The 20602-nt window shown below is 61.3% G+C and carries 20 protein-coding genes and 1 riboswitch; of the genes, 8 read left to right on the top strand and 12 right to left on the bottom strand.

Annotated elements, in window-relative coordinates:
* Positions 1-4: 4 nt before the first annotated feature.
* Together V7747_RS05370 and V7747_RS05365 are read left to right on the top strand one after the other, a co-directional pair.
* The gene (locus tag V7747_RS05370; protein ID WP_335615031.1) at positions 5-574 is read left to right on the top strand and encodes a cytochrome b; all 570 of its coding nucleotides are present in this window, start codon (positions 5-7) and stop codon (positions 572-574) included.
* A gap of 1 nt (position 575) precedes the next feature.
* Positions 576-1151, top strand: a complete 576-nt coding sequence (locus tag V7747_RS05365) for a YceI family protein (RefSeq protein WP_335615030.1) — start codon at positions 576-578, stop codon at positions 1149-1151.
* Positions 1152-1219: 68 nt separating this feature from the next.
* On the opposite strand, the gene V7747_RS05360 is transcribed toward V7747_RS05365, so the two are convergent.
* A complete protein-coding gene (locus tag V7747_RS05360; protein WP_335615029.1) occupies positions 1220-2122 on the bottom strand; it encodes a LysR family transcriptional regulator in 903 nt (300 codons plus the stop codon).
* 236 nt (positions 2123-2358) lie between these two features.
* Between V7747_RS05360 and V7747_RS05355 the strand changes: the two genes are divergently transcribed.
* Entirely contained in the window at positions 2359-3543 is a 1185-nt protein-coding gene (locus V7747_RS05355; RefSeq protein WP_335615028.1) for an acyl-CoA dehydrogenase, read from the top strand.
* Positions 3544-3683: 140 nt separating this feature from the next.
* Positions 3684-4877, top strand: a complete 1194-nt coding sequence (locus tag V7747_RS05350; RefSeq protein WP_335615027.1) for a CaiB/BaiF CoA transferase family protein — start codon at positions 3684-3686, stop codon at positions 4875-4877.
* Here V7747_RS05350 and V7747_RS05345 read toward each other — a convergent pair.
* Positions 4874-5650, bottom strand: coding sequence for a GntR family transcriptional regulator (locus V7747_RS05345; protein ID WP_335615026.1), 777 nt, complete (start codon positions 5648-5650; stop codon positions 4874-4876). The two genes, V7747_RS05350 and V7747_RS05345, sit on opposite strands and share 4 nt — an antisense overlap.
* A gap of 216 nt (positions 5651-5866) precedes the next feature.
* Here V7747_RS05345 and V7747_RS05340 point away from each other — a divergent pair, with 216 nt between their 5' ends.
* The 3 genes from V7747_RS05340 to dld all read left to right on the top strand — a co-directional run bounded on the left by V7747_RS05340 (position 5867) and on the right by dld (position 10497).
* Positions 5867-7561 carry an L-lactate permease gene (locus V7747_RS05340; protein WP_335615025.1) on the top strand — a complete coding sequence of 565 codons (1695 nt, stop codon included), beginning with the start codon at positions 5867-5869 and terminating at the stop codon, positions 7559-7561.
* Positions 7562-7627: 66 nt separating this feature from the next.
* Entirely contained in the window at positions 7628-8767 is a 1140-nt protein-coding gene (gene lldD, locus V7747_RS05335; protein ID WP_335615024.1) for an FMN-dependent L-lactate dehydrogenase LldD, read from the top strand.
* Complete coding sequence (gene dld, locus V7747_RS05330) at positions 8764-10497, top strand: D-lactate dehydrogenase (RefSeq protein ID WP_335615023.1); 1734 nt, start codon at positions 8764-8766, stop codon at positions 10495-10497. The genes lldD and dld overlap by 4 nt, the downstream gene beginning before the upstream one ends.
* Positions 10498-10509: 12 nt before the next feature.
* Here dld and V7747_RS05325 read toward each other — a convergent pair whose 3' ends face one another.
* The 10 genes from V7747_RS05325 to ahcY form a co-directional block, all read right to left on the bottom strand.
* On the bottom strand, positions 10510-11172 hold the full coding sequence (locus V7747_RS05325; RefSeq protein ID WP_335615022.1) for a lysophospholipid acyltransferase family protein: 663 nt from the start codon (positions 11170-11172) through the stop codon (positions 10510-10512).
* Positions 11173-11179: 7 nt separating this feature from the next.
* A complete protein-coding gene (locus V7747_RS05320) occupies positions 11180-12136 on the bottom strand; it encodes a phosphatidate cytidylyltransferase (protein ID WP_335615021.1) in 957 nt (318 codons plus the stop codon).
* A gap of 1 nt (position 12137) precedes the next feature.
* Positions 12138-12800: a CDP-alcohol phosphatidyltransferase family protein gene (locus V7747_RS05315; RefSeq protein ID WP_335615020.1), complete on the bottom strand. Its 663-nt coding sequence runs from the start codon at positions 12798-12800 to the stop codon at positions 12138-12140.
* Positions 12793-13200 (bottom strand): hypothetical protein, encoded by a 408-nt coding sequence (locus V7747_RS05310; protein ID WP_335615019.1) that lies wholly within the window; start codon positions 13198-13200, stop codon positions 12793-12795. Before V7747_RS05310 ends, V7747_RS05315 begins: the two co-directional genes overlap by 8 nt.
* 233 nt (positions 13201-13433) lie before the next feature.
* Positions 13434-14045 carry a DUF3617 domain-containing protein gene (locus V7747_RS05305; RefSeq protein WP_335615018.1) on the bottom strand — a complete coding sequence of 204 codons (612 nt, stop codon included), beginning with the start codon at positions 14043-14045 and terminating at the stop codon, positions 13434-13436.
* A 137-nt stretch (positions 14046-14182) separates the two neighbouring features.
* Positions 14183-15712: a DEAD/DEAH box helicase gene (locus V7747_RS05300; protein ID WP_442909183.1), complete on the bottom strand. Its 1530-nt coding sequence runs from the start codon at positions 15710-15712 to the stop codon at positions 14183-14185.
* Between the two features lie 211 nt (positions 15713-15923).
* Positions 15924-16664 carry a substrate-binding periplasmic protein gene (locus V7747_RS05295; RefSeq protein ID WP_335615017.1) on the bottom strand — a complete coding sequence of 247 codons (741 nt, stop codon included), beginning with the start codon at positions 16662-16664 and terminating at the stop codon, positions 15924-15926.
* Positions 16665-16724: 60 nt separating this feature from the next.
* Complete coding sequence (locus tag V7747_RS05290; protein WP_335615016.1) at positions 16725-17468, bottom strand: substrate-binding periplasmic protein; 744 nt, start codon at positions 17466-17468, stop codon at positions 16725-16727.
* Between the two features lie 20 nt (positions 17469-17488).
* Positions 17489-18334 (bottom strand): methylenetetrahydrofolate reductase [NAD(P)H], encoded by an 846-nt coding sequence (gene metF / locus V7747_RS05285; protein ID WP_335615015.1) that lies wholly within the window; start codon positions 18332-18334, stop codon positions 17489-17491.
* A 179-nt stretch (positions 18335-18513) separates the two neighbouring features.
* Entirely contained in the window at positions 18514-19923 is a 1410-nt protein-coding gene (gene ahcY, locus V7747_RS05280; protein WP_335615014.1) for an adenosylhomocysteinase, read from the bottom strand.
* Between the two features lie 20 nt (positions 19924-19943).
* Positions 19944-20025, bottom strand: a riboswitch (S-adenosyl-L-homocysteine riboswitch).
* A 104-nt stretch (positions 20026-20129) separates the two neighbouring features.
* Here ahcY and V7747_RS05275 point away from each other — a divergent pair.
* Complete coding sequence (locus V7747_RS05275; RefSeq protein ID WP_335615013.1) at positions 20130-20591, top strand: c-type cytochrome; 462 nt, start codon at positions 20130-20132, stop codon at positions 20589-20591.
* Positions 20592-20602: the final 11 nt, after the last annotated feature.

Raw genomic sequence — 20602 nt, 5'->3', positions numbered from 1 at the left:
AGTCATGCCTTTGCGCAACAACGCCCAACGCTATGGATCGATCAGCGTCTGCCTGCACTGGCTGATGGCGCTGGGCGTATTTGGCCTGGTTGCGCTGGGCCTGTGGATGACCGATCTGACTTATTACAGCCCCTATTACACCAGTGCGCCGTTTTGGCACAAGAGTATTGGTCTGCTGCTGGCGGCACTGCTGCTGGTGCGGCTTGGGTGGCGGCTGATCAATCGTAAACCCGAGGCGGTCCCCGGCCACAAGCCATGGGAGATCACCCTGTCAGCTATGGTTCACCTGCTGTTGTACCTGCTGCTGGCCATCATCGTGATAAGCGGCTATCTGATTTCAACCGCCAAGGGGCAGGGTATCAGCCTGTTCGGCTGGTTCGAGGTGCCGGCGCTGGTAACCGGTTTGCCGCAACAGGCTGATCGCGCTGGTGCCGTGCATTACTGGGTGGCGATGGGAGTACTCGGGCTGGTGGCGCTGCATGCGCTGGGCGCGCTCAAGCACCACTGGCTGGATCGTGACGACACACTGCGCCGTATGCTGGGCATGCGGTTAAAAAACACCAAGGAGAGTTAGTATGAAAAAGACATTCGCAGGATTGGCGCTGGGTGGTTTACTGGCACTGTCGGGCTCGCTGCAGGCTGCCGATTACGTGATCGACCAGCAGGGTCAGCATGCCTCAATCAACTTCAAGATCAGCCACCTGGGTTATAGCTGGATCTACGGGCGTTTCAACGACTTCAGCGGCAACTTCAGCTGGGATGCCGACAAGCCGGAAGCCAGCGCAGTCAAGGTCAGCATCAACACCACCAGCGTTGACTCCAACCACGCCGAGCGGGACAAGCACCTGCGCAGCGACGACTTCCTCAACGTGGCAGAGCACCCTACCGCCACCTTCGAATCAAGCAAGGTCGAGATGACCGGCGATGACACCGCCAACATCACCGGCAACCTGACACTCAACGGCGTGACCAAGCCCGTGGTGCTGGATGCCAAGTTCATTGGTGAAGGCGACGATCCCTGGGGCGGCTACAGAGCCGGCTTCTCCGGCACCACCACGCTGGCGCTGAAGGACTTCGACATCTCGATGGATCTGGGCCCGGCTTCGCAGGAAGTCGAGCTGATCATCAGTGTTGAAGGCGTGCGTCAGTAATCCTGCTGCGGTCATTCAAGTTGTGCTCGGGGCCTCTACGGAGGCCTTTTTTTTATTCGCGCCCATACTCAGGCGTGTGAGTCGCGATAGCGCTCTGCCTCCTGGGTCAGCCAGTCGCGGAAGGCGAGTAAAGCAGCCGACTCGGCCTTGCGCTCCGGGATCACCAGAAAGTAGCTGTTGCTGCTGTCGAAGCTGCGCGGGCACGGGCTGATCAAGCGACCGTCGGCCAGCTCCTGCCGAATCAGGAAGGGGGGGATCAACGCCACCCCGAGACCATGCATGGCAGCCTGGGCGAGCATCGAGAACAATTCCAGTCGAGTGCCGTTGAGGTCGTGCTCGACGCGCATCTCCGCTGCTGCGAACCATTGCCGCCAGGCGTAGGGCCGGGTGGTCTGCTGCAGCAGTGGCAGGTTGGCAATCTGCTCGGGGCTGAGCTGCTGTTGTGGCGCTATGAGCGCCGGGCTGCACACGGGAATGGGGGACTCTTTCATCAGGAAGTCGGTCTGGGTTCCTGGCCAGTCGCCGTCGCCAAAATAGATGGCGGCGTCGAATTCGGTATCGGCAAACAGGAAAGGGCGCGTCCGGTTTGTCAGGTTGATGGTGATTTGCGGATGTTGGCGCAAAAAATCGCCCAGGCGCGGCAACAACCATTGGGTGCCGAAGGTTGGCACCAGCGCCAGTTCCAGGGTCGCGGTACCCTGATTACCCATCACCGACAGCGTATCGCGCTCCACCGCGTCCAGCCGACTGGCTATACGCCGACTGTAGGTCTGCCCCGCGTCGGTCAGCTTCACACCCCGGCGGGTGCGTCGAAACAGCTGAATATCCAGAAATTCTTCCAGGTTGGCGATCTGTCGGCAGACCGCGCTCTGCGTCAATGACAGCTCTTCGGCGGCCTTGGTAAAACTTTCATGGCGGGCCGAGGATTCAAAACAGATGAGGGCCTGAGTCGGCGGAATTTTACGGCGCATGGTCTATGCTGTCCTGATTATCAGCTGCCGAATAAGCCAATCTCGGTGCTGTTCGGAATGCTTAAAAATTGAGCATAGCGGCGGGAAAGTTGGCAATTCGCCGCTTCGGAGTTCCAATCTAGCACAGGTCGTTGCAAAAAAGACGGTTGTTGGCACCAGCCTGGCTGGTTAGCATCCCTGTCATTCCACGCCCGCTGGTCGGGTCGTTCTACTCAACAAAACAGTTCGGAGTTTTCATGGCCGCATCCAAAGCAAGTTTCAATTGGGAAGATCCGCTGCTGCTGGATCAGCAACTGACTGAAGAAGAGCGCATGGTACGTGACAGCGCACGCCAGTACTGCCAGGACAAACTCATGCCGCGGGTGCTGAACTCGTTCCGTAACGAGCAGACCGATGCCGAAATCTTCCGTGAAATGGGCGAGTTAGGCCTGCTGGGTGCCACCATTCCAGAGCAGTACGGCGGCAGTGGTCTGAACTACGTTTGTTACGGCCTGATCGCCCGTGAAGTCGAGCGGGTGGACTCCGGTTATCGCTCGATGATGAGCGTGCAGTCTTCTCTGGTCATGGTGCCGATCAACGAATTCGGCAGTGAAGAACAGAAGCAGAAGTACCTGCCCAAGCTGGCTTCCGGTGAATTCATCGGCTGCTTCGGTCTGACCGAACCCAACCACGGCTCTGATCCGGGCTCCATGGTCACCCGCGCGCGCAGCACCGAGGGCGGTTACCTGCTCAAGGGCGCCAAGATGTGGATTACCAACAGTCCCATCGCCGATGTCTTTGTGGTCTGGGCCAAAACCGATGATGACGTGATTCGCGGCTTTATCTTGGAAAAAGGCTGGAAAGGCCTGAGCGCGCCAGCGATCAAGGGCAAGGTTGGCCTGCGCACCTCCATCACTGGTGAAATCGTGATGGAAGACGTGTTTGTGCCGGAAGAGAACATGCTGCCGCACGTGACTGGTCTGAAAGGCCCGTTCACCTGCTTGAACTCTGCGCGTTACGGCATTTCCTGGGGCGCGCTGGGCGCCGCCGAGTTCTGCTGGCACACCGCGCGTCAGTACACTTTGGATCGTCTGCAGTTCGGTCGTCCGCTGGCGCAAACCCAGCTGGTACAGAAGAAACTGGCCGACATGCAGACCGAAATCACCCTGGCCCTGCAAGGCTGCCTGCGCCTTGGCCGGATGAAGGATGAAGGCACTGCGGCGGTGGAAATCACCTCGATCATGAAGCGCAACTCCTGCGGCAAGTCGCTGGACATTGCTCGCGTTGCCCGCGACATGTTGGGCGGTAACGGCATCTCCGACGAGTACGGTGTGATCCGCCACGTAGTCAACCTGGAAGTAGTCAACACCTACGAAGGTACCCACGACGTGCACGCGCTGATTCTCGGCCGCGCGCAAACGGGTCTGCAAGCCTTCTTCTAAGCCGCGTCATTTAGCGCCCACCATTGCGAGCGTTTATGCAGGGTGGGTGGCGGTTATCTGATCAGGGGTCGTTGGCATATGCCTGCGACCCCTTTTCGTAACGGTTTTCCGATGTCTTCTTTGTTCAACAGGAGTTGGATATGTCAGGTGCGCTTGCCGACCTCAAGGTGCTCGACCTTTCCCGTGTATTGGCCGGTCCTTGGGCGGGGCAAATGCTGGCTGATTTGGGGGCCGATGTGGTTAAAGTCGAGCGACCGGAGGTGGGAGATGACACCCGAGCCTGGGGGCCGCCCTACCTGCAGGACGCCGACGGCCGTGATACCTCGGAGGCGGCGTACTTTCTCTCTGCCAACCGCAACAAACGCTCCATTACCATCGACTTTACCCAGCCCGAAGGTCAGCGGCGCGTGCGTGAACTGGTCGCCAAGGCTGATGTGCTGATAGAGAACTTCAAGGTCGGCGGCCTGGCCGCTTACGGGCTGGATTATGCCAGCCTGCAGCAGCTCAACCCGAGGCTGATCTATTGTTCGGTCACCGGCTTCGGGCAGGACGGCCCTTACGCCAAGCGGGCCGGCTACGATTTCATGATTCAGGCCATGGGCGGCCTGATGAGCATCACTGGCCGGGCTGACAACGAAGAAGGTGCTGGTCCGGTCAAGGTGGGCGTCGCCCTCACCGACATCCTTACCGGCTTGTACGCCAGCAATGCCATTCTGGCGGCGTTGGCCGAGCGCGCGCGTAGCGGGCAGGGCCAGCATATCGATCTGGCCCTGCTGGACGTGCAGGTAGCCTGCCTGGGCAATCAGGCGCTCAATTACCTGACCACTGGCAAGCCGCCGCGGCGCCTGGGCAATGCGCATCCTAATATCGTGCCTTACCAGGACTTCCCGACGGCCGACGGCGACTTCATTCTCACTGTGGGCAACGACGGCCAGTTCCGGCGCTTCTGCGAGGTAGCCGGCCACTCGGAATGGGCCAGCGATGCGCGCTTCGCCAGCAACGCGCAGCGCGTGGCACATCGCGAGCAGTTGATTCCGCTGATTCGTCAGGCGACGGTGTTTCGCACCACCGCACAATGGATTGCCGAGTTGGAGCAGGCCGGCGTGCCCTGCGGGCCGATCAACGATCTGAGTCAGGTGTTTGATGACGCCCAAATCAAAGCGCGTGGCGTGCAGATCAGCCTGCCGCACGCCCTGTCGGGAGGGGTGAAGCTGGTCGCCAATCCGATTCGGCTGTCGCGTACGCCGGTTGAATACCGCAGCGCGCCGCCGTTACTCGGCCAACACAATGCCGAGGTAATTGCTGACTGGCTGGGCACACAGGCCGCTGGCTAGCGGCTCGACGGCTTGTCGCGGCGCTGCGCTCGCGCCATGCGCCGGCTTTCTTCCTGGCTCTGCGCCAGCACATCCTGCACGTAGGTGATGTGCTCGCTGGCAATGCGCTTGGCGTCATCCGCACGCCCCTGCATGATGGCGTCGAACAGCTGCTGATGCTGCTCCACCAGCATCAGCCGGGTTTCGCCGCGCAGCGCATACATGCCACCAATATTGGTTACCACGTTACGTTTGAGCAGGTCGAACAGGCCGCGAATAGTGTGTAACAGCACCATGTTGTGGCTCGCCTCGGCAATGGCCAGGTGAAAGCGCGCGTCCGCGGCACCTTCATCGGCGCGGCTGGCGTTGCTCTCAGGCGCATAGCAGGCCTGCAACGACTCATAGGCGCTCTGCAGGTGCTGGCGATCCAGGTCGGTGGCGCGCAGCGCCGCGTAGTAGGCGCAATCGGCCTCCAGCGTATGGCGAAATTCCAGCAGATCGCGCTGTGCTTCCGGACGACCTTCCAGCAGCCCCAGCAGTGGATCACTGAAACTGGAGCCAAGGTTGTCACTGACATAATTACCGCCACCCTGACGGCTTACCAGCAACCCACGCGCCGCCAGTTTCTGCACGGCCTCCCGTAACGACGGCCGCGAAACGCCAAACTGCTCGGCCAGTGCGCGCTCGGCGGGCAGTCGCTCACCGGGCTGCAGCGTGCCCTCAAGAATCATGGTTTCCAGCTGTTCAACGATGTTATCTGCCAGTCTGCGCTGGCGAATGGGGCCCACTTCCATTTGACTTCCTTTTGGTCTTACCAATTGCTGAATTGTGTCCATCCGCAGCCTTTTCTGCAAGTCGCTCTATTACCCACGTATACCAAAGTCTACCTCGAGAGGTTTGACAGCAAGCAGATGCTTTCTTAATCTGATCAACCTGAATTGTAAATTGGTATTACCAATAAGCGCGAAGCAGTCTCAACACAACAACTAGAACCCTCACAGGAGCGCTCCATGTCATCCGGATTTCTGGCCTTGCTGGCCTTCACCCCCATACTGCTGGCCGGCATATTGCTGATCGGCCTGCGCTGGCCCGCACGCCGTGCCATGCCGCTGGTCTACCTGGTTAGCGCGGCCATCGCGTTGTTCGGCTGGGATATGAGCTTCAACCGGGTCTTGGCCTCTACCCTGCAAGGTCTGGTGGTCACCTTGGGGCTGCTGTGGATTATCTTTGGCGCCATCTTGCTACTGAATACGCTGAAGCACTCCGGTGGCATCACCGCCATCCGCGCCGGCTTCACTACCATCAGCCCCGACCGGCGCATCCAGGCGATCATCATTGCCTGGCTGTTCGGCTGCTTCATTGAGGGCGCCTCCGGTTTTGGCACGCCCGCCGCGATTGCCGCGCCGCTGCTGGTGGCCATTGGCTTCCCGGCAATGGCAGCAGTGCTTATGGGCATGCTGGTGCAGAGCACGCCGGTATCCTTTGGCGCCGTGGGTACACCGATCATCGTCGGCGTCAGCACCGGGCTGGATCACGCTGCGATTGGCGAGCAGCTGGCGGCGAGCGGTTCCAGTTGGGAAGCTTACCTGCAACTGATCACCAGTCAGGTGGCGATCATCCACGCGCTGGTTGGCAGTGTGATGCCGCTGGTGATGGTGATCATGCTGGTGCGCTTCTTCGGCAAGGACAAGAGCTGGCGCGCGGTGTTCGAGGTGCTGCCTTTTGCTCTTTTTGCTGGCGTCTCGGTCACCATTCCCTACATGCTTACCGGCATTCTGCTCGGGCCGGAGTTTCCCTCGCTGATGGGCGGTCTGGTGGGGTTGGCGGTGGTCACCACCGCCGCGCGTTACGGCTTCCTGGTGCCTAAAACCACATGGGATTTTGCCCCGCGCGCAGACTGGCCGGCCCAGTGGATGGGCAGCATCGAGATGAAACTCGAAGACCTCACCGCACGGCCCATGAGCAGCCTACGCGCCTGGCTGCCATACCTTCTGGTAGGTGTGTTGCTGGTCATCAGCCGCGTCTTCCCGTCGGTCACTGCCGCGTTCAAATCGGTCGCGCTGAACTTCTCTGACCTGTTGGGCGAAGCGGGCATCAGCGCTGGCGTGCAGCCGCTCTATCTACCCGGCGGCATTCTGGTGATGGTGGTGCTGGCGACGGTCTTCCTGCATCGCATGCAACTGCGCGACCTGGGCAAAGCGGTGCAAGAGTCGGGTGGGGTGCTGTTGAGCGCCGGTTTCGTGTTGCTGTTCACCGTGCCCATGGTGCGCATCTTGATCAACTCTGGCGTTAACGCCGCGGACCTGCCCAGCATGCCGATTGTGATGGCGCGTTACGTGGCCGATAGTGTCGGCAGCATTTACCCGCTGTTTGCTCCTGCCATCGGTGCGCTGGGCGCCTTTCTGGCCGGCTCCAACACCGTCTCCAACATGATGTTCAGTCAGTTCCAGTTTGGCGTAGCGACTAATTTGGGCCTGTCGACGGCGTTGATTGTTTCAGCGCAGGCGATTGGCGCCGCCGCGGGTAACATGGTGGCGATTCATAACGTGGTGGCAGCCTCGGCGACCGTCGGTCTGCTTGGTCGTGAGGGCACCACGCTGCGCCGCACCGTATGGCCAACGCTCTACTATGTGCTGATGACCGGCATCATCGCGTTGATCGCGGTTTATTGGCTGGGTGTCAGCGATCCACTGCTGGCCAGCTGAACGCGCCACTGATCGGCTCCTGCATTGCACAGGCCCGACATTAATCGACTTTACGGGATACATCTGATGATCATTTCTGCCTCGACTGACTACCGCGCCGCTGCCAAGCGTCGGCTGCCGCCGTTCCTGTTCCATTACATCGACGGTGGTGCCTATGCCGAGCACACGCTCAAGCGCAACGTCGAGGACCTGGCCGACATCGCCCTACGGCAGCGGGTGCTTAACAATATGTCCGAGCTGAGTCTGCAGACGCAGCTGTTCGATGAGACCCTGGCCATGCCGGTCGCACTGGCGCCGGTCGGTCTGACCGGGATGTACGCTCGCCGTGGCGAGGTGCAGGCGGCGCGCGCTGCCGCAGCGCGGGGCATTCCCTTCACCTTGTCGACCGTCTCGGTCTGCCCGATTGAAGAAGTGGCGCCGGCGATCGACCGGCCCATGTGGTTTCAGCTCTATGTGCTGAAGGACCGTGGCTTCATGAAAAACGCGCTGGAACGCGCCAAGGCGGCTGGTGTGACTACTCTGGTGTTCACCGTCGATATGCCGGTGCCCGGCGCGCGTTACCGCGACGCACATTCGGGCATGAGCGGCCCCAACGCACCCTTGCGGCGCATGCTGCAAGCGGTGACGCATCCACGCTGGGCGCTGGACGTGGGCCTGCTCGGCAAGCCGCACGACTTGGGCAACATCTCGACCTACCGCGGCAACCCGACCGGATTGGCCGACTACATCGGCTGGCTGGGCGCCAACTTTGATCCCTCCATCTGTTGGCAGGATCTGGAATGGATCCGCGAGTTCTGGGATGGCCCTATGGTGATCAAGGGTATCCTCGATGCCGATGACGCGCGCGACGCTGTGAGTTTTGGCGCCGACGGCATAGTGGTTTCCAACCACGGCGGTCGTCAGCTCGACGGTGTGCTTTCTACCGCCCGCGCACTGCCGGCGATTGCCGACGCGGTGAAAGGGCAGATCAAGATCTTCGCCGACTCCGGTGTGCGTACTGGTTTGGACGTCGTGCGCATGCTGGCACTGGGCGCCGACTGTGCGATGCTCGGCCGTGCCTTTATCTACGCACTGGCAGCAGACGGCGAAGCGGGCGTGAGCAACCTGCTGGAGCTGATTGAGAGGGAAATGCGCGTAGCCATGGTGCTGACCGGCGCCAAATCCATCGCCGATATCACCCCCGAAATGCTGGTGCGTGAACTATGACTATTGCCGATAGCTGCAAACGCAGCGAACTGCTCGAACGCCTCCAAGCGCTAGTAGGGCGGCGCCACGTGCTGACTGACGAGCAACAAACGCGACGTTTTCGCAAGGGCCATCGTACCGGTGAAGGGCAGGTCCTGGCGGTGGTGCAGCCGGGTACGCTAGTGGAGCAATGGCAGGTGTTGCAGGCATCTGTGGCCGCCGATTGCATCGTTATCATGCAGGCTGCCAATACCGGATTGACCGGTGGTTCTACACCGGATGGCGATAATTATGACCGCGACATAGTGCTGATCAGTACCCGGCGGCTGGATGGTGTGCAGTTGCTCAACCAGGGCGAGCAGGTGGTGTGTTTGCCGGGCGCAACGCTGGACCGGTTGGAGCGTGAGTTGGCCCCGTTGGGCCGCGAGCCGCACTCGGTCATTGGCTCCTCCTGTATAGGTGCCTCGGTACTCGGCGGCGTCTGTAACAACTCCGGCGGCGCCCTGGTGCGCCGTGGTCCGGCCTATACCGAGCTGGCACTCTACGCCCAGGTGCAGGCCGACGGCAGTCTGAATCTGGTCAACCACCTGGGTATCGAGCTGGGCGACAGCCCGGAAGAGATACTCACCCGACTGCAGCGCGGCGATTACAGCGCGGCGGATGTGCGCAAAGACACTGCCAGAGCCTCGGATGCGGGTTACGCCGAGCATGTGCGTGACGTGGATGCCGATACCCCGGCGCGTTTCAATGCCGACCCATCGCGGCTGTTTGAGGCCTCGGGCTCAGCGGGCAAGCTGTGCCTGTTTGCTGTGCGGCTGGATACCTTCATCAAGGAAGACAGCACCGTCTTCTACATCGGCAGTAACGATCCGCAGGATCTGACCGATCTGCGCCGCTACCTGCTGACCAGTCTACCGAGCCTGCCGATTGCCGGTGAGTACATCCACCGCACCGCCTTCGATATTGGCGAGCGTTATGGTAAGGATACCTACCTGATCATCGACCGCTTTGGCACCGCCAGAGTGCCGGCCGCCTTTGCACTCAAGAGCCGCGTGGATGGGCTGTTTGAGCGTTTTGGCCTGCGCGGCGTCAGCGATCGCATTATCCAGAAGGTCATGGACTTGCTACCCAGCCACTTGCCTGACCGCATGCGTGATTATCGTGACCGCTACGAGCATCACCTGCTGCTGCGCGTCGCCAACGACACCGCCGAGCAGACCCGCGAGCATCTCCGTGGCTTTTTTGTCTCACGTGACAGTGGCGATTACTTTGAGTGCGATGCGGACGAAGGCCGCCGTGCTTTTCTGCACCGTTTTGCCATTGCTGGGGCCGCTATCCGTTACCGCGAAGTACACCGAAAAGACGTGGAGGACATAGTCGCCCTCGACATCGCACTACGCCGCAACGACCGAGAATGGGTAGAGACTTTGCCGCCCGAGCTGGAACAGGACATGGTGCATAAGCTGTATTACGGGCACTTTTTCTGCCACGTCTTTCATCAGGATTACATCGTGCGCAAGGGCGTCGACCCGCTGGCCATGGAGCACCGCATGTGGGCGCTACTGGACGAGCGCCGCGCTGAATATCCGGCCGAGCACAACGTCGGCCATCTTTACGTGGCCAAACCCGCCCTGGCGGGCTTTTACCGCGAACTCGACCCGACCAACAGTTTCAATCCGGGTATTGGCCATACCTCACGGCAGCGCGGTTGGGGTGAGTGTTGTGCTGGCTGTGAGGGTGAAGCCGGTTGAGGGTGGTCTGCTTCAATCCTCCCACTGCGCATCCCGCCGGGTAATACAGGCAGCCAGCAATTCCTCCAGCGAAAGCTGCAGCTCCTGCATGAAGGCGTTGCTGTCGTCACCCGGTGTCAGCGCCTCACCAATTACCACATCACAATTGAACGGTACCAGCATGGATTCGCCCTTGGGCAGGGCGCGGCCCAGGCCGTGCATGGCGATGGGGGTGACTGTGGTGCCAGGGTGGCTGCGAGCCAGGTGATAGATGCCCTTGCGTAGCGGTTGCAGCTGCTCGGCTTCGCCGCGGCTGCCCTCGGGGAAGAGCAGCAGAATCTCGTCGTTGGCCAGTGCCTGTTGGCAGAGGTCAAACACCTTTTCCTTGTCGACCTGGCCCTGGCGATCCAGCGGGATGATGCCAATCACGTTAAGTGACAACCAACTGGTAAAGCGGTTGCGCAGAAAGTAATCGGCGGCGGCAACGGGGCGCACGCGGTGCAATTGGCTGAGCGGGTAAAGCGCCATCAGCACCAGGGTGTCCAAATGGCTATTGTGGTTGGCGGCCAGAATAGCTGGACCGCGCGCCGGCAGGCGCTGCGGCGAGTAGATGTTCAGCCCCAGCAGCAGGTAGACCACGGGTTTGACGATCAGCAGAAAGAACAGCCGCTTGGGCAGGCGTTGAAAGAACGGCATGGCGGCCTCAGTAGCTGGTGTAAACAAGGAAGTGGAAGAACAGCGGCGCGGTGTACATCAGGCTGTCGATGCGGTCGAGAATGCCGCCGTGGCCGGGAATCAGCTGGCTGGTGTCCTTGATGCGCAGGTCGCGTTTGACCGCCGAGATGGTCAGATCGCCGATGAAGCCGGCAATACCGATCAGCAGGCCGGCCGCCAGACCCTGCCAGAAGCTCAGCGGTGTCAACCAGAGCGCGAGCAGGCCGCCTAGCAGCGTGGTGGTCGCAACGCCGCCGAGAAAGCCGGCCCAGGTTTTGTTGGGGCTGATAGTGGGCACAATCTTGCGTTCGCCAAACTTCTTGCCCCAGATGTACTGCGCCACATCGTTGAACTGGGTCAGGAAAACCAGATAGAGCACCAGGCCGACGCCGCCACCGGAGGCGTTCTGGTCCGCCGGTAGCATCAGCAGGTAGGCCACGTGGCTAATGGCGAATACCGTGGTCATGATGGCCCACTGGTAGGAGCCCACTGCACGGATAAAGCCCTTGGTTTCACCCAGCATCAACAGGCCGAAGGGGATCAGCAAAAACAGGTAGACCGGAATGAATACGATGAACATGCCGTACCAGTCGGTGGCGATCCAGTAGTACTGCAGCGGCACCATCAGGTAGAGCGCGAGGATCAGGCGTCGGTCACTGATACGCACCGGCAGGATCGAGAAGATTTCGCGCAGGGCGATGAAGCTCAATATCGCGAAGAAGATCAGCGAGGCGACCTGGCCAATCATCAGGGCGGTAAACACCACCGCGACCATCACCCACCAGGAGTTGATGCGCTGTTTGAGTTCCAGGTGTGCTTCGGGGCTCAGGCGTGCGCGCAGGCGCCACTGGGTGATGGAGGCCACCACCAGCATGACCAGTACCACCAACATGGCCCCCAGCGCGTTGGGGGTTAGGTCGAGCATAAAGGGCAGGCCGAGATCCATATCAGTTGGCTCCACGTTGTTGCAGGCGCAGGTAGGCGCCAATCAGGCGACGCAGCGCGGTCATTGCGCTGCCTACCACCAGTACGATCAGACTGATCCAGAGCACCATGCCGTAGTGCCCCCAGAAGATTTCCAACGCGCTGATCACCGCCGCCCCGGTGATCAGCGCCATACGCTGCTGCTTGGCCATCGGACCGCGAAAGTCAGCGGGCAGCCCAAGCGAGACGCCCAGCACGCGAATGTAGGCGGTCATGACCGCCAACAGGGCACCGAGCCAGGCAAGCCACATGGCGCTGGGGTAATCTGGCAGTGCAAAGCCGCAAGCAATGATCAGCAGCGGGTCGGCGATGCGGTCCGGTACGTCGTTGAACAGCTCGCCTGCCAGTGTCTGCTTGCCGCCTTCCATCGCCACCATGCCATCGAACAGGTTACACAGCAGGCGTAGCTGAATCAGCAGCGCGGCGGCCAGAAACCACAGTGAGCGCTCAGCGGCCAGCGTCTGCCCGGCCATCACCAGTGCCGCGCCGCCACCCAAGGCAAAGATCACGCTTAGCATCGAGATCTGGTTAGGCGTGACACTGCGCCGGCTGAGCCAGGCGGCGAAGCGGCGCATCAGTTGCTGATCGCGAATTTTCAATGGACGACGGTTGCTGAGGTCAGTCATGGGGCGGTAGCTCCGGAGGCAGCTGGCGTGTTTCACGCGCTAGCGAAAGGGTGAGGTACAGGCAGTAGACGAAGGCCAGGCTGCTGGGCGGCACAATGGTCGCCCACAGTGCCGGTGTGGCGTGTAGGCTGTGCGCTACCCAGAGCGCGCTGAAACTGACCGAAACGATCAGCAGCGGAGGCAGCGCTACGCGCAGAATGGGTCCGGGCAGGCGATGAAACAGCGCGGTGGCGCAGACGGCCATCAGCAGGGTAATCAGAGCGCTGGCGCTACCTTGCAGCAGGCCGGCGGTCAGTGCCTCGGGGTGTTCGGGGCCGCCATTGGCAAGCAGCGCCCAGCCACCCCAGAGCGCAAAGGCCAAGGCCGCGGCGAGCAGTCGGCCGGGGGCGAGTGCGGTCATCAGCGCATTACCATCAGGTTGTGCGTGCCGCTGCCGGCCAAGGCAGGGGCATTGTGCTGGCGTGGGTTGAAGAGAGTGGGCCGGGTACTGCGATGGCGTGACGGGCGCATGCCTTAACATCCTGTCTGGTTGGCGCATAAAGACCCGTCAGCTTAGCGTACCAGCCGGGCGTCGGGCGAGCCTGCCCGGCTGGGGATGTGATCGCCTTCAAGACTTGCGCTGCGCCGGACCGCTCAGTGCGCCATCTCGACGGGGACGTCACCACACGCGCTGGCGGACCAGGTGCTGGTTTCCTGGTGAGTCACCTTAACCGGGCCGTTGAGTTGCTCGGCCAAGCCCGGTGCTGTCTGCTCGGGTATTTGGTAAGTGCCTTCACCGGTAAAACTGGAACGCATCTCGCGGCTGCTGATCATCTGTGTTTCGCCTTGCATCGTGCCGGTAAAGCCGTCCTTGTTGTTGCAGGTGCCGTTGAACGCAAGACGGTCATCGCCGTGCTGTTCAATGCTGAACTCGCAACCGGGCATCTGTTTGTGGGCGTCGGCCAGCAGGGCGTCAGGATCGGTCAGTTGTTGCGCCAGCTCCTGCGTAATGCAGCGTTTTTGGTTGGCGTCCGCGGCGTTGTCCAGCATCTGCGCAACCATGCTGCGCTGCTCTTGCGGGATGCTCTCCAGCATCGCATCGCGGGCTTCGCGCAGTTTTGCATGCAGGTCTACGCCGTTGATCAGGGTGGTACTGTCGCTGAGCCAGAGGCCGGGTTCGGGCGTGGGTTGGATGCTGGCGGCCAGGGCGCTGGCGCTGCCGGCCAGCAGCAGACAAGGGATCAGTAAGGGGAGGCGAGTTCTCATCGTGCGGTCCTTGCTTGGGCAGAAGTGATGAATGTGCTCTGGCACTATAGAAGCTGATGATGTCGGGGTCACTGCGCGGGGCCAAATTGCAGGCGAAAAAAAGGGGCCGAGGCCCCTTTTCTGCGTGCTACCGGTACTTAACGCGGGCCGAGCAAGGCTGGCTTTTCGCGTTGTGGGCCACGGTTGTTCGGCCGACGGTTGTTCGGTTTGCGCTGTGGCTTGTCCTGCGGGATAGGATCGGCGCGGTTGCCGTTGGCCTGACGACGGCGCTCCAGGGTGACGGCATCTTCCGGTTCGCTGATCACATGGGCGGCGCGCTTGGGACCACGGGGACGATCCGTGCTTGGCTTGTCCGGACGACCACGGCCGCGAGCCGGGCCAGCGCCCTGGCCGGCAGGCTTACCTGCCCCCTGGCCTTGGCCGCGGCCGTTGCTGCTGCGCGGCTGATTCTGGTTGCGGCCATTGCCGGCGCCACCGCGGGGGCGTTCCGGACGGTCGCTGTTGAGCTCGGCCTGGGCCGGTGGCTCAAAACCTTCGAGCGTACCCTCGTCGATCCGCTGCTTGGTCATGCGCTCGATGGCGCGCAGCAGCTTGTCTTCGTCCGGGCTGACCAGGGAGACGGCTTCACCACTGCGACCGGCCCGGCCGGTACGGCCGATACGGTGTACGTAATCTTCCGAGACGTTGGGCAGCTCAAAGTTGATTACGTGGGGCAGCTGATCGATATCCAGACCGCGTGCGGCGATATCGGTGGCGACCAGAATGCGCAGCTTGTTGGCCTTGAAGTCGGCCAGGGCTTTGGTACGGGCGCTCTGGCTCTTGTTGCCATGAATGGCAGCCGCGGGCAGGCCATTCTTGTCGAGGTACTCGGCCAGACGGTTGGCGCCGTGTTTGGTGCGGGTGAAGATCAGCACCTGCTCCCACGCTCCCTGGGTGATCAGGTGCGCAGCCAGTGCACGCTTATGGCCGGCGGCTACGCGATACACCTTCTGGTTGATGCGCTCAACGGTGGAGTTGGGCGGGGTTACCTCGATGCGGGCCGGGTTGTCGAGCAACTTGTTGGCCAGGTCGGTGATGTCCTTGGAAAAGGTCGCCGAGAACAGCAGCGTCTGGCGCTTGCTCGGCAGCTTGGCAATGACCTTTTTCACGTCATGTACAAAGCCCATGTCGAGCATGCGGTCGGCTTCGTCGAGAATCAGTACTTCGACCTTGGACAGGTCCACAGCGCGTTGGCCAACCAGGTCCAGCAGACGGCCAGGGCAGGCCACCAGGACGTCGAGGCCCGGCGCGATGGCTTTCATCTGCGGGTTGGCGCCCACGCCACCGAACACGCAGGCGGATTTCAGCGGCAGCTCTGCGGCATAGGCGCGGATGCTGTCGTGCACCTGGGCAGCCAGCTCGCGGGTAGGCGTCAACACCAGTACGCGCACCTGCTTGGGCGCACGACGGTGATTGGCGTCAGCTTGCCCGGCGGGAAACAGGCGCTCGATGACGGGGAGTGCAAAGCCGGCAGTCTTGCCGGTGCCGGTCTGTGCGGCAACCATCAGGTCGCGGCCTTCGAGTACGGCAGGAATAGCTTGCGCCTGAACAGGCGTGGGATTGGTATAACCGGTGGCTGCAACCGCGCGCACGAGTGCGTCGGACAGGCCCAAGGAAGCAAAGGACATTCAGATAACCCTGTGATGGCCGTTGCGAACATGCAGGTAACAACCGGTTTCCTGCGAGCTGGTGTCGGGGTGACACTGCCCGCCAAGGGGTTGCATACCTGCCGCTTGTCCGTGCGGCCTGGAATGAAGGGGCGCGAGTATAACAGAAAGCGTGTCAGGCCACATCCCGTACCGCTCGGCGGTTATTGTGCCCTGCTTGCAGCTCAACCGGTTAGCGGTCACTTACACTGTAGCGTTGCAGAATCTGCAGGTATTCGCCGCTACGTTTGAAGGTGCTCAGGTTACTACTGAAGCGTTTGGCCAGCGCTGCCATATCAGGGCTACGGTGAAACGCGAGGAACAGCGCGCCGCTGCTGATCACCAGCGGGTGGTACGCAACCTGTTGATCGAGCCCCAGCTTGCGTAGGGTAAATTGGCCGACGCGCTTGTTCATGATCACCATATCGACGCGTTCACGCATCAGCATCAGCAGGCTGGCCTCGGTATTGGCGGCAGGTTCACGGCTGAAGTAGTCTGCGTGCATGAACTCAGGGTTGCCATAAACGTACCCCGCAGACACGCCGATTTTCAGGCCGCGCAGGTCCTGCAGGCCGGTGAACTGATGGGGGCGGTCGATATGGTAGAAGAGCACGGACTCGCTATGCGACAGAGGCTCAGCCGGAAAAATATACTGCGGCTCACGCTCGGGATTGGGCGTGATATCGAGGATGGCATCGGCGCTGCCACTGGCGGTGTCGTACAGCGCACGGCGCCAGGGCATCAGTTGCCATTGAGCTTCATACCCCAGCTCGTTCAGCACACGGTTCGTTACGTCGTAGTCAACGCCTTTCAGGACGCCCGCCTCTTCATAGATATAGGGCGGCCAGGCCTCGCTGACGATGTGCAAAGGTGCCGCCAAGGCTGTTTGGCAGGTTAACAGGGGTAACAGTAACAGCCAGGCAAAGAGTTTCATGGGGTTAGTCTAGCCCGCTTTTTTGCAGAAATGGCACTGCTGCGCCGTGGCGAATTGGGGTTAGTTGGGCTGCCCCTGCTGGCCATAGCGTACCAGTATCTGTTGATAGTCGGCGCTGGCTTTGAATCGCTTGAGTTCGGCATTGAAAGCGTGACTGAGTTCTAGCATGCCGGCGCCTCGATGGAAGGCCAGGTAGAGTTTGCCGCTGGCGAGCGGCTGCGGATCAAAGCCTATCTGCTCCTGCAGGCCAAGCCGTTGGCGTTCATGCAGGCCGGCGCGACGATCGATCAGCGCCAGGTCGATCCGCTGGTTCAGCAGCTTGAGCAGGTTTGCTTCGTTGGTTGGTGCGGGCTCACGGGTAAAGTAGTCGGCCGCGTTGAAATCCGGGTTGCCGTAGTTGTAGCCGGGCGCCACGCCCACTGTCAGGCCGCGCAGGCTCTGCAGGTTGGCGTAAGGGTGAGGGTGCTGGCGGGCATAGAAGAGCACCGACTCGTTGTAGGAAAGATGCTCGCTCGGGAAAATCAGCTTCTGGCGTCGTTCCGGCGTGGCCAGTATGTCGAGAATGGCGTCAGCGCGGCCGCTTTCAACGCTGAGCTGCGCGCGCTTCCAGGGCACCAGTTCCCATTCCAGCTGGTAGCCGAGTTGCGTCAGTACCTGCTGGGTTACTTCGTAGTCGATGCCCTGCAGCTCCCCGTCCTGCTCGAAGATGTAGGGCACCCAGGGCTCGCTGACGACCTTGAGCGGGGTCGCCCATGCAAGCCCGGGTAGGCACAGTGTTAGCCACAGCAGCAGATGAAGGCGCATGGCTGCAGTGTAGCCGTCCGCTAGCGACCTTGCAGGTTGCGCAGGATGTCGAGGCTGGGTTCGGCCTGGTTCAGCGTATAGAAGTGCAGGCTTGGTGCGCCGCCCTCTACCAGCCGTTCGCACATCTGGCTGATGACCTCGGTTCCAAAGGCACAGATGCTGTCGCTATCGTCGCCGTAGGCCTCCAGCTGCTTGCGAATCCAGCGCGGAATTTCGGCACCGCAGGCGTCGGAGAAGCGCGCCAGCTTGCTGTAATTGGTGATCGGCATGATCCCCGGGACGATGGGAATCTCGACGCCTGCCTTGCGTACCCGGTCCACGAAGTGGAAGTAGCAGTCGGCATTGAAGAAATACTGGGTGATGGCGCTGTCGGCACCGGCCTGGGCCTTGCGCACGAAATTCTTCAGGTCGGACTCAAAGTGCGCGGCCTGCGGATGAGCCTCGGGATAGGCGGCGACCTCTATGGTGAAGTGATCGCCGGTCTCGCGGCGAATGAACTCGACCAGTTCGTTGGCGTATCGCAGCTCACCGGAGGCCTGTCCCATACCGGAGGGCAAGTCTCCGCGCAGTGCAACAATGCGCTTGATGCCCGCTTCACGGTATTCACCCAGTAGGTTGCGCAGATCATCCAGTGAGTCACCGACGCAGGACAGGTGCGGCGCAGTGGGGACCTTCACCTCGCTGTCGAGCTGCAGCACGGTCTTGCGTGTACGGTCGCGGGTGGAACCGCCAGCGCCGTAGGTTACCGAGAAGAACTCGGGATTCTCAGCGGCCAGTACATGGCCGGCAGCGATCAGCTTCTCGTGACCGGCATCGGTCTTGGTGGGGAAGAACTCGAAGCTGACCGGTAGGGTATTCGTTGTCATGTGGGTGCTGCCATAGTCTTTAAAGGGCTTAAGGCTGAACGCCTTCGGCTGGAAGGTCTGGCCCGGGGTGCGCTGATAAGCGCTGTAGCAGCACGGCAGAGTTGGCTGCTACAGCCCTTGTTCGGCACCCGTTGAGACCTTCGCGCTGTCAGTCGTCAGCGTCCAGCGGCCTGTGGCCGTTAGTAGCGATAGCTGTCGGGCTTGAACGGACCTTCGACCGCGACGCCGATGTAGTCGGCCTGGGTCTGGGTCAGCTTGGTGATCACGCCACCAAAGCCCTTGACCATTTCCAGCGCCACTTCTTCATCCAGCTGCTTGGGCAGCACTTCAACGCGCAGGTGTGCGGTTTTTTCCGCGGCGCTAAAGTTGGCAAAGCCCTGCTTGAATAGGTGGATCTGGGCCAGCACCTGGTTGGCGAAAGAGCCGTCCATGATGCGCGAGGGGTGGCCGGTGGCGTTGCCCAGGTTCACCAGGCGGCCTTCGGCCAGCAGGATCAGGTAGTCATCGTTGGCGGCGTCGAAGTTGTCCTTGCCGGTGCGATGCAGCTTGTGTACCTGCGGCTTGACCTCTTCCCAGTGCCAGTTGGCGCGGGTGTAGGCGGTATCGATTTCGTTGTCGAAGTGACCGATGTTGCAGACTACGGCGCGCTTCTTCAGGGCCTTGAGCATGTTGGCGTCGCAGACGTTAACGTTACCGGTAGTGGTGACGATCAGGTCGATTTTGCCCAGCAGTGCACGGTCGATGCTGGCTTCAGTGCCATCGTTCAGGCCGTTGAGATAGGGCGAGGCCAGCTCGAAGCCGTCCATGCAGGCTTGCATGGCGCAGATCGGGTCGACTTCCGAGATCTTCACGATCATGCCTTCCTGACGCAGCGACTGGGCCGAGCCCTTGCCCACGTCACCATAGCCGATGACCAGAGCCTGCTTGCCGGACAGCAGGTGGTCGGTAGCGCGCTTGATGGCGTCGTTCAGGCTGTGGCGGCAGCCGTACTTGTTGTCGTTCTTGCTCTTGGTGACCGAGTCGTTGACGTTGATCGCGGGTACCTTGAGGGTGCCTTTCTTCAACATGTCGAGCAGGCGATGCACACCCGTGGTGGTCTCTTCGGTGACGCCGTGAATCTTGTCGAGCATGGCGGGGTATTTGTCGTGCAGGATCTGGGTCAGATCGCCGCCGTCGTCCAGCACCATGTTGGCATCCCAGGGCTGGCCATCCTTGAGGATGGTCTGCTCGATGCACCATTCGTACTCTTCCTCAGTTTCACCTTTCCAGGCGAATACCGGCACGCCGGCAGCGGCGATGGCGGCGGCGGCCTGATCCTGGGTAGAGAAAATGTTGCAGGAAGACCAGCGAACTTCGGCGCCCAGTGCCACCAGGGTTTCGATCAGTACGGCGGTCTGGATGGTCATGTGGATGCAGCCAAGGATCTTGGCGCCTTTCAGCGGCTGCTCGCCGGCATATTTGCGACGCATGGCCATCAGTGCCGGCATTTCCGACTCGGCAATGATGATCTCGCGGCGGCCCCAATCGGCCAGGGAAATGTCGGCGACCTTGAAGTCGGTAAAATCGGCAGTGTTCATAACAGCACTCATGTGGTTTCTCCATTCGTGGATGCGAATGGGCGCGGTTAATTGTCACATGCCCCTGCGAGCCTGGCAGCCGCTACTGCGGCTGCTGCAGCGCCCCTCGCACGGGGTGTCGAATCTCTCCGGCAGGCTGTCTGATGGCAGCTCAGCCTTGGCCGGAATGGGTTGAGCGACGATAATGCCGCCCCCTTCTGTCTCTATCTGGATGAAACATGCTTTCTGCTTCATACCAAAAATTCGTGGCCATCGCCCTGTTGGGCTTGGCACTGGTCGGTTGTAACAACGAGGCCGACCCCAATTCGCCCGAAGGCAAGCGCCAGGCGCTGTTCAAGCAGATGATCAAACATAGCGAGCCCATGGGCGGCATGCTGTCTGATCGGCTGCCCTTTGACGGCGCCGTGTTTGCCGAGCATGCCCAGGGCCTGGCCGAGCTGGCCGATCAGCCCTGGGGTTACTTCCCGGAACCCGGCGCCGAGCCTGAGCCCAACCGTGCCAAGTCGGATATCTGGTCCGACCCGCAGGGCTTCGCCCTGGCTATCGACACCTTCAAGGCTCGGGTTGCCGACCTGACTGCTGCCACTGAGGGCGGCGTTCGCGGTCCGGGTCAGGTCGGCGACCAGCTGCGCGCGGTACAGCAGGCCTGTAAAGCCTGCCATGACGCTTACCGTCGCTAGACCCAAACGGT

Origin of the sequence: Halopseudomonas sp., from assembly GCF_036960865.1 — a bacterium.
Taxonomy (GTDB): domain Bacteria; phylum Pseudomonadota; class Gammaproteobacteria; order Pseudomonadales; family Pseudomonadaceae; genus Halopseudomonas.
This window is presented reverse-complemented; position numbering and strand designations above follow the sequence as displayed.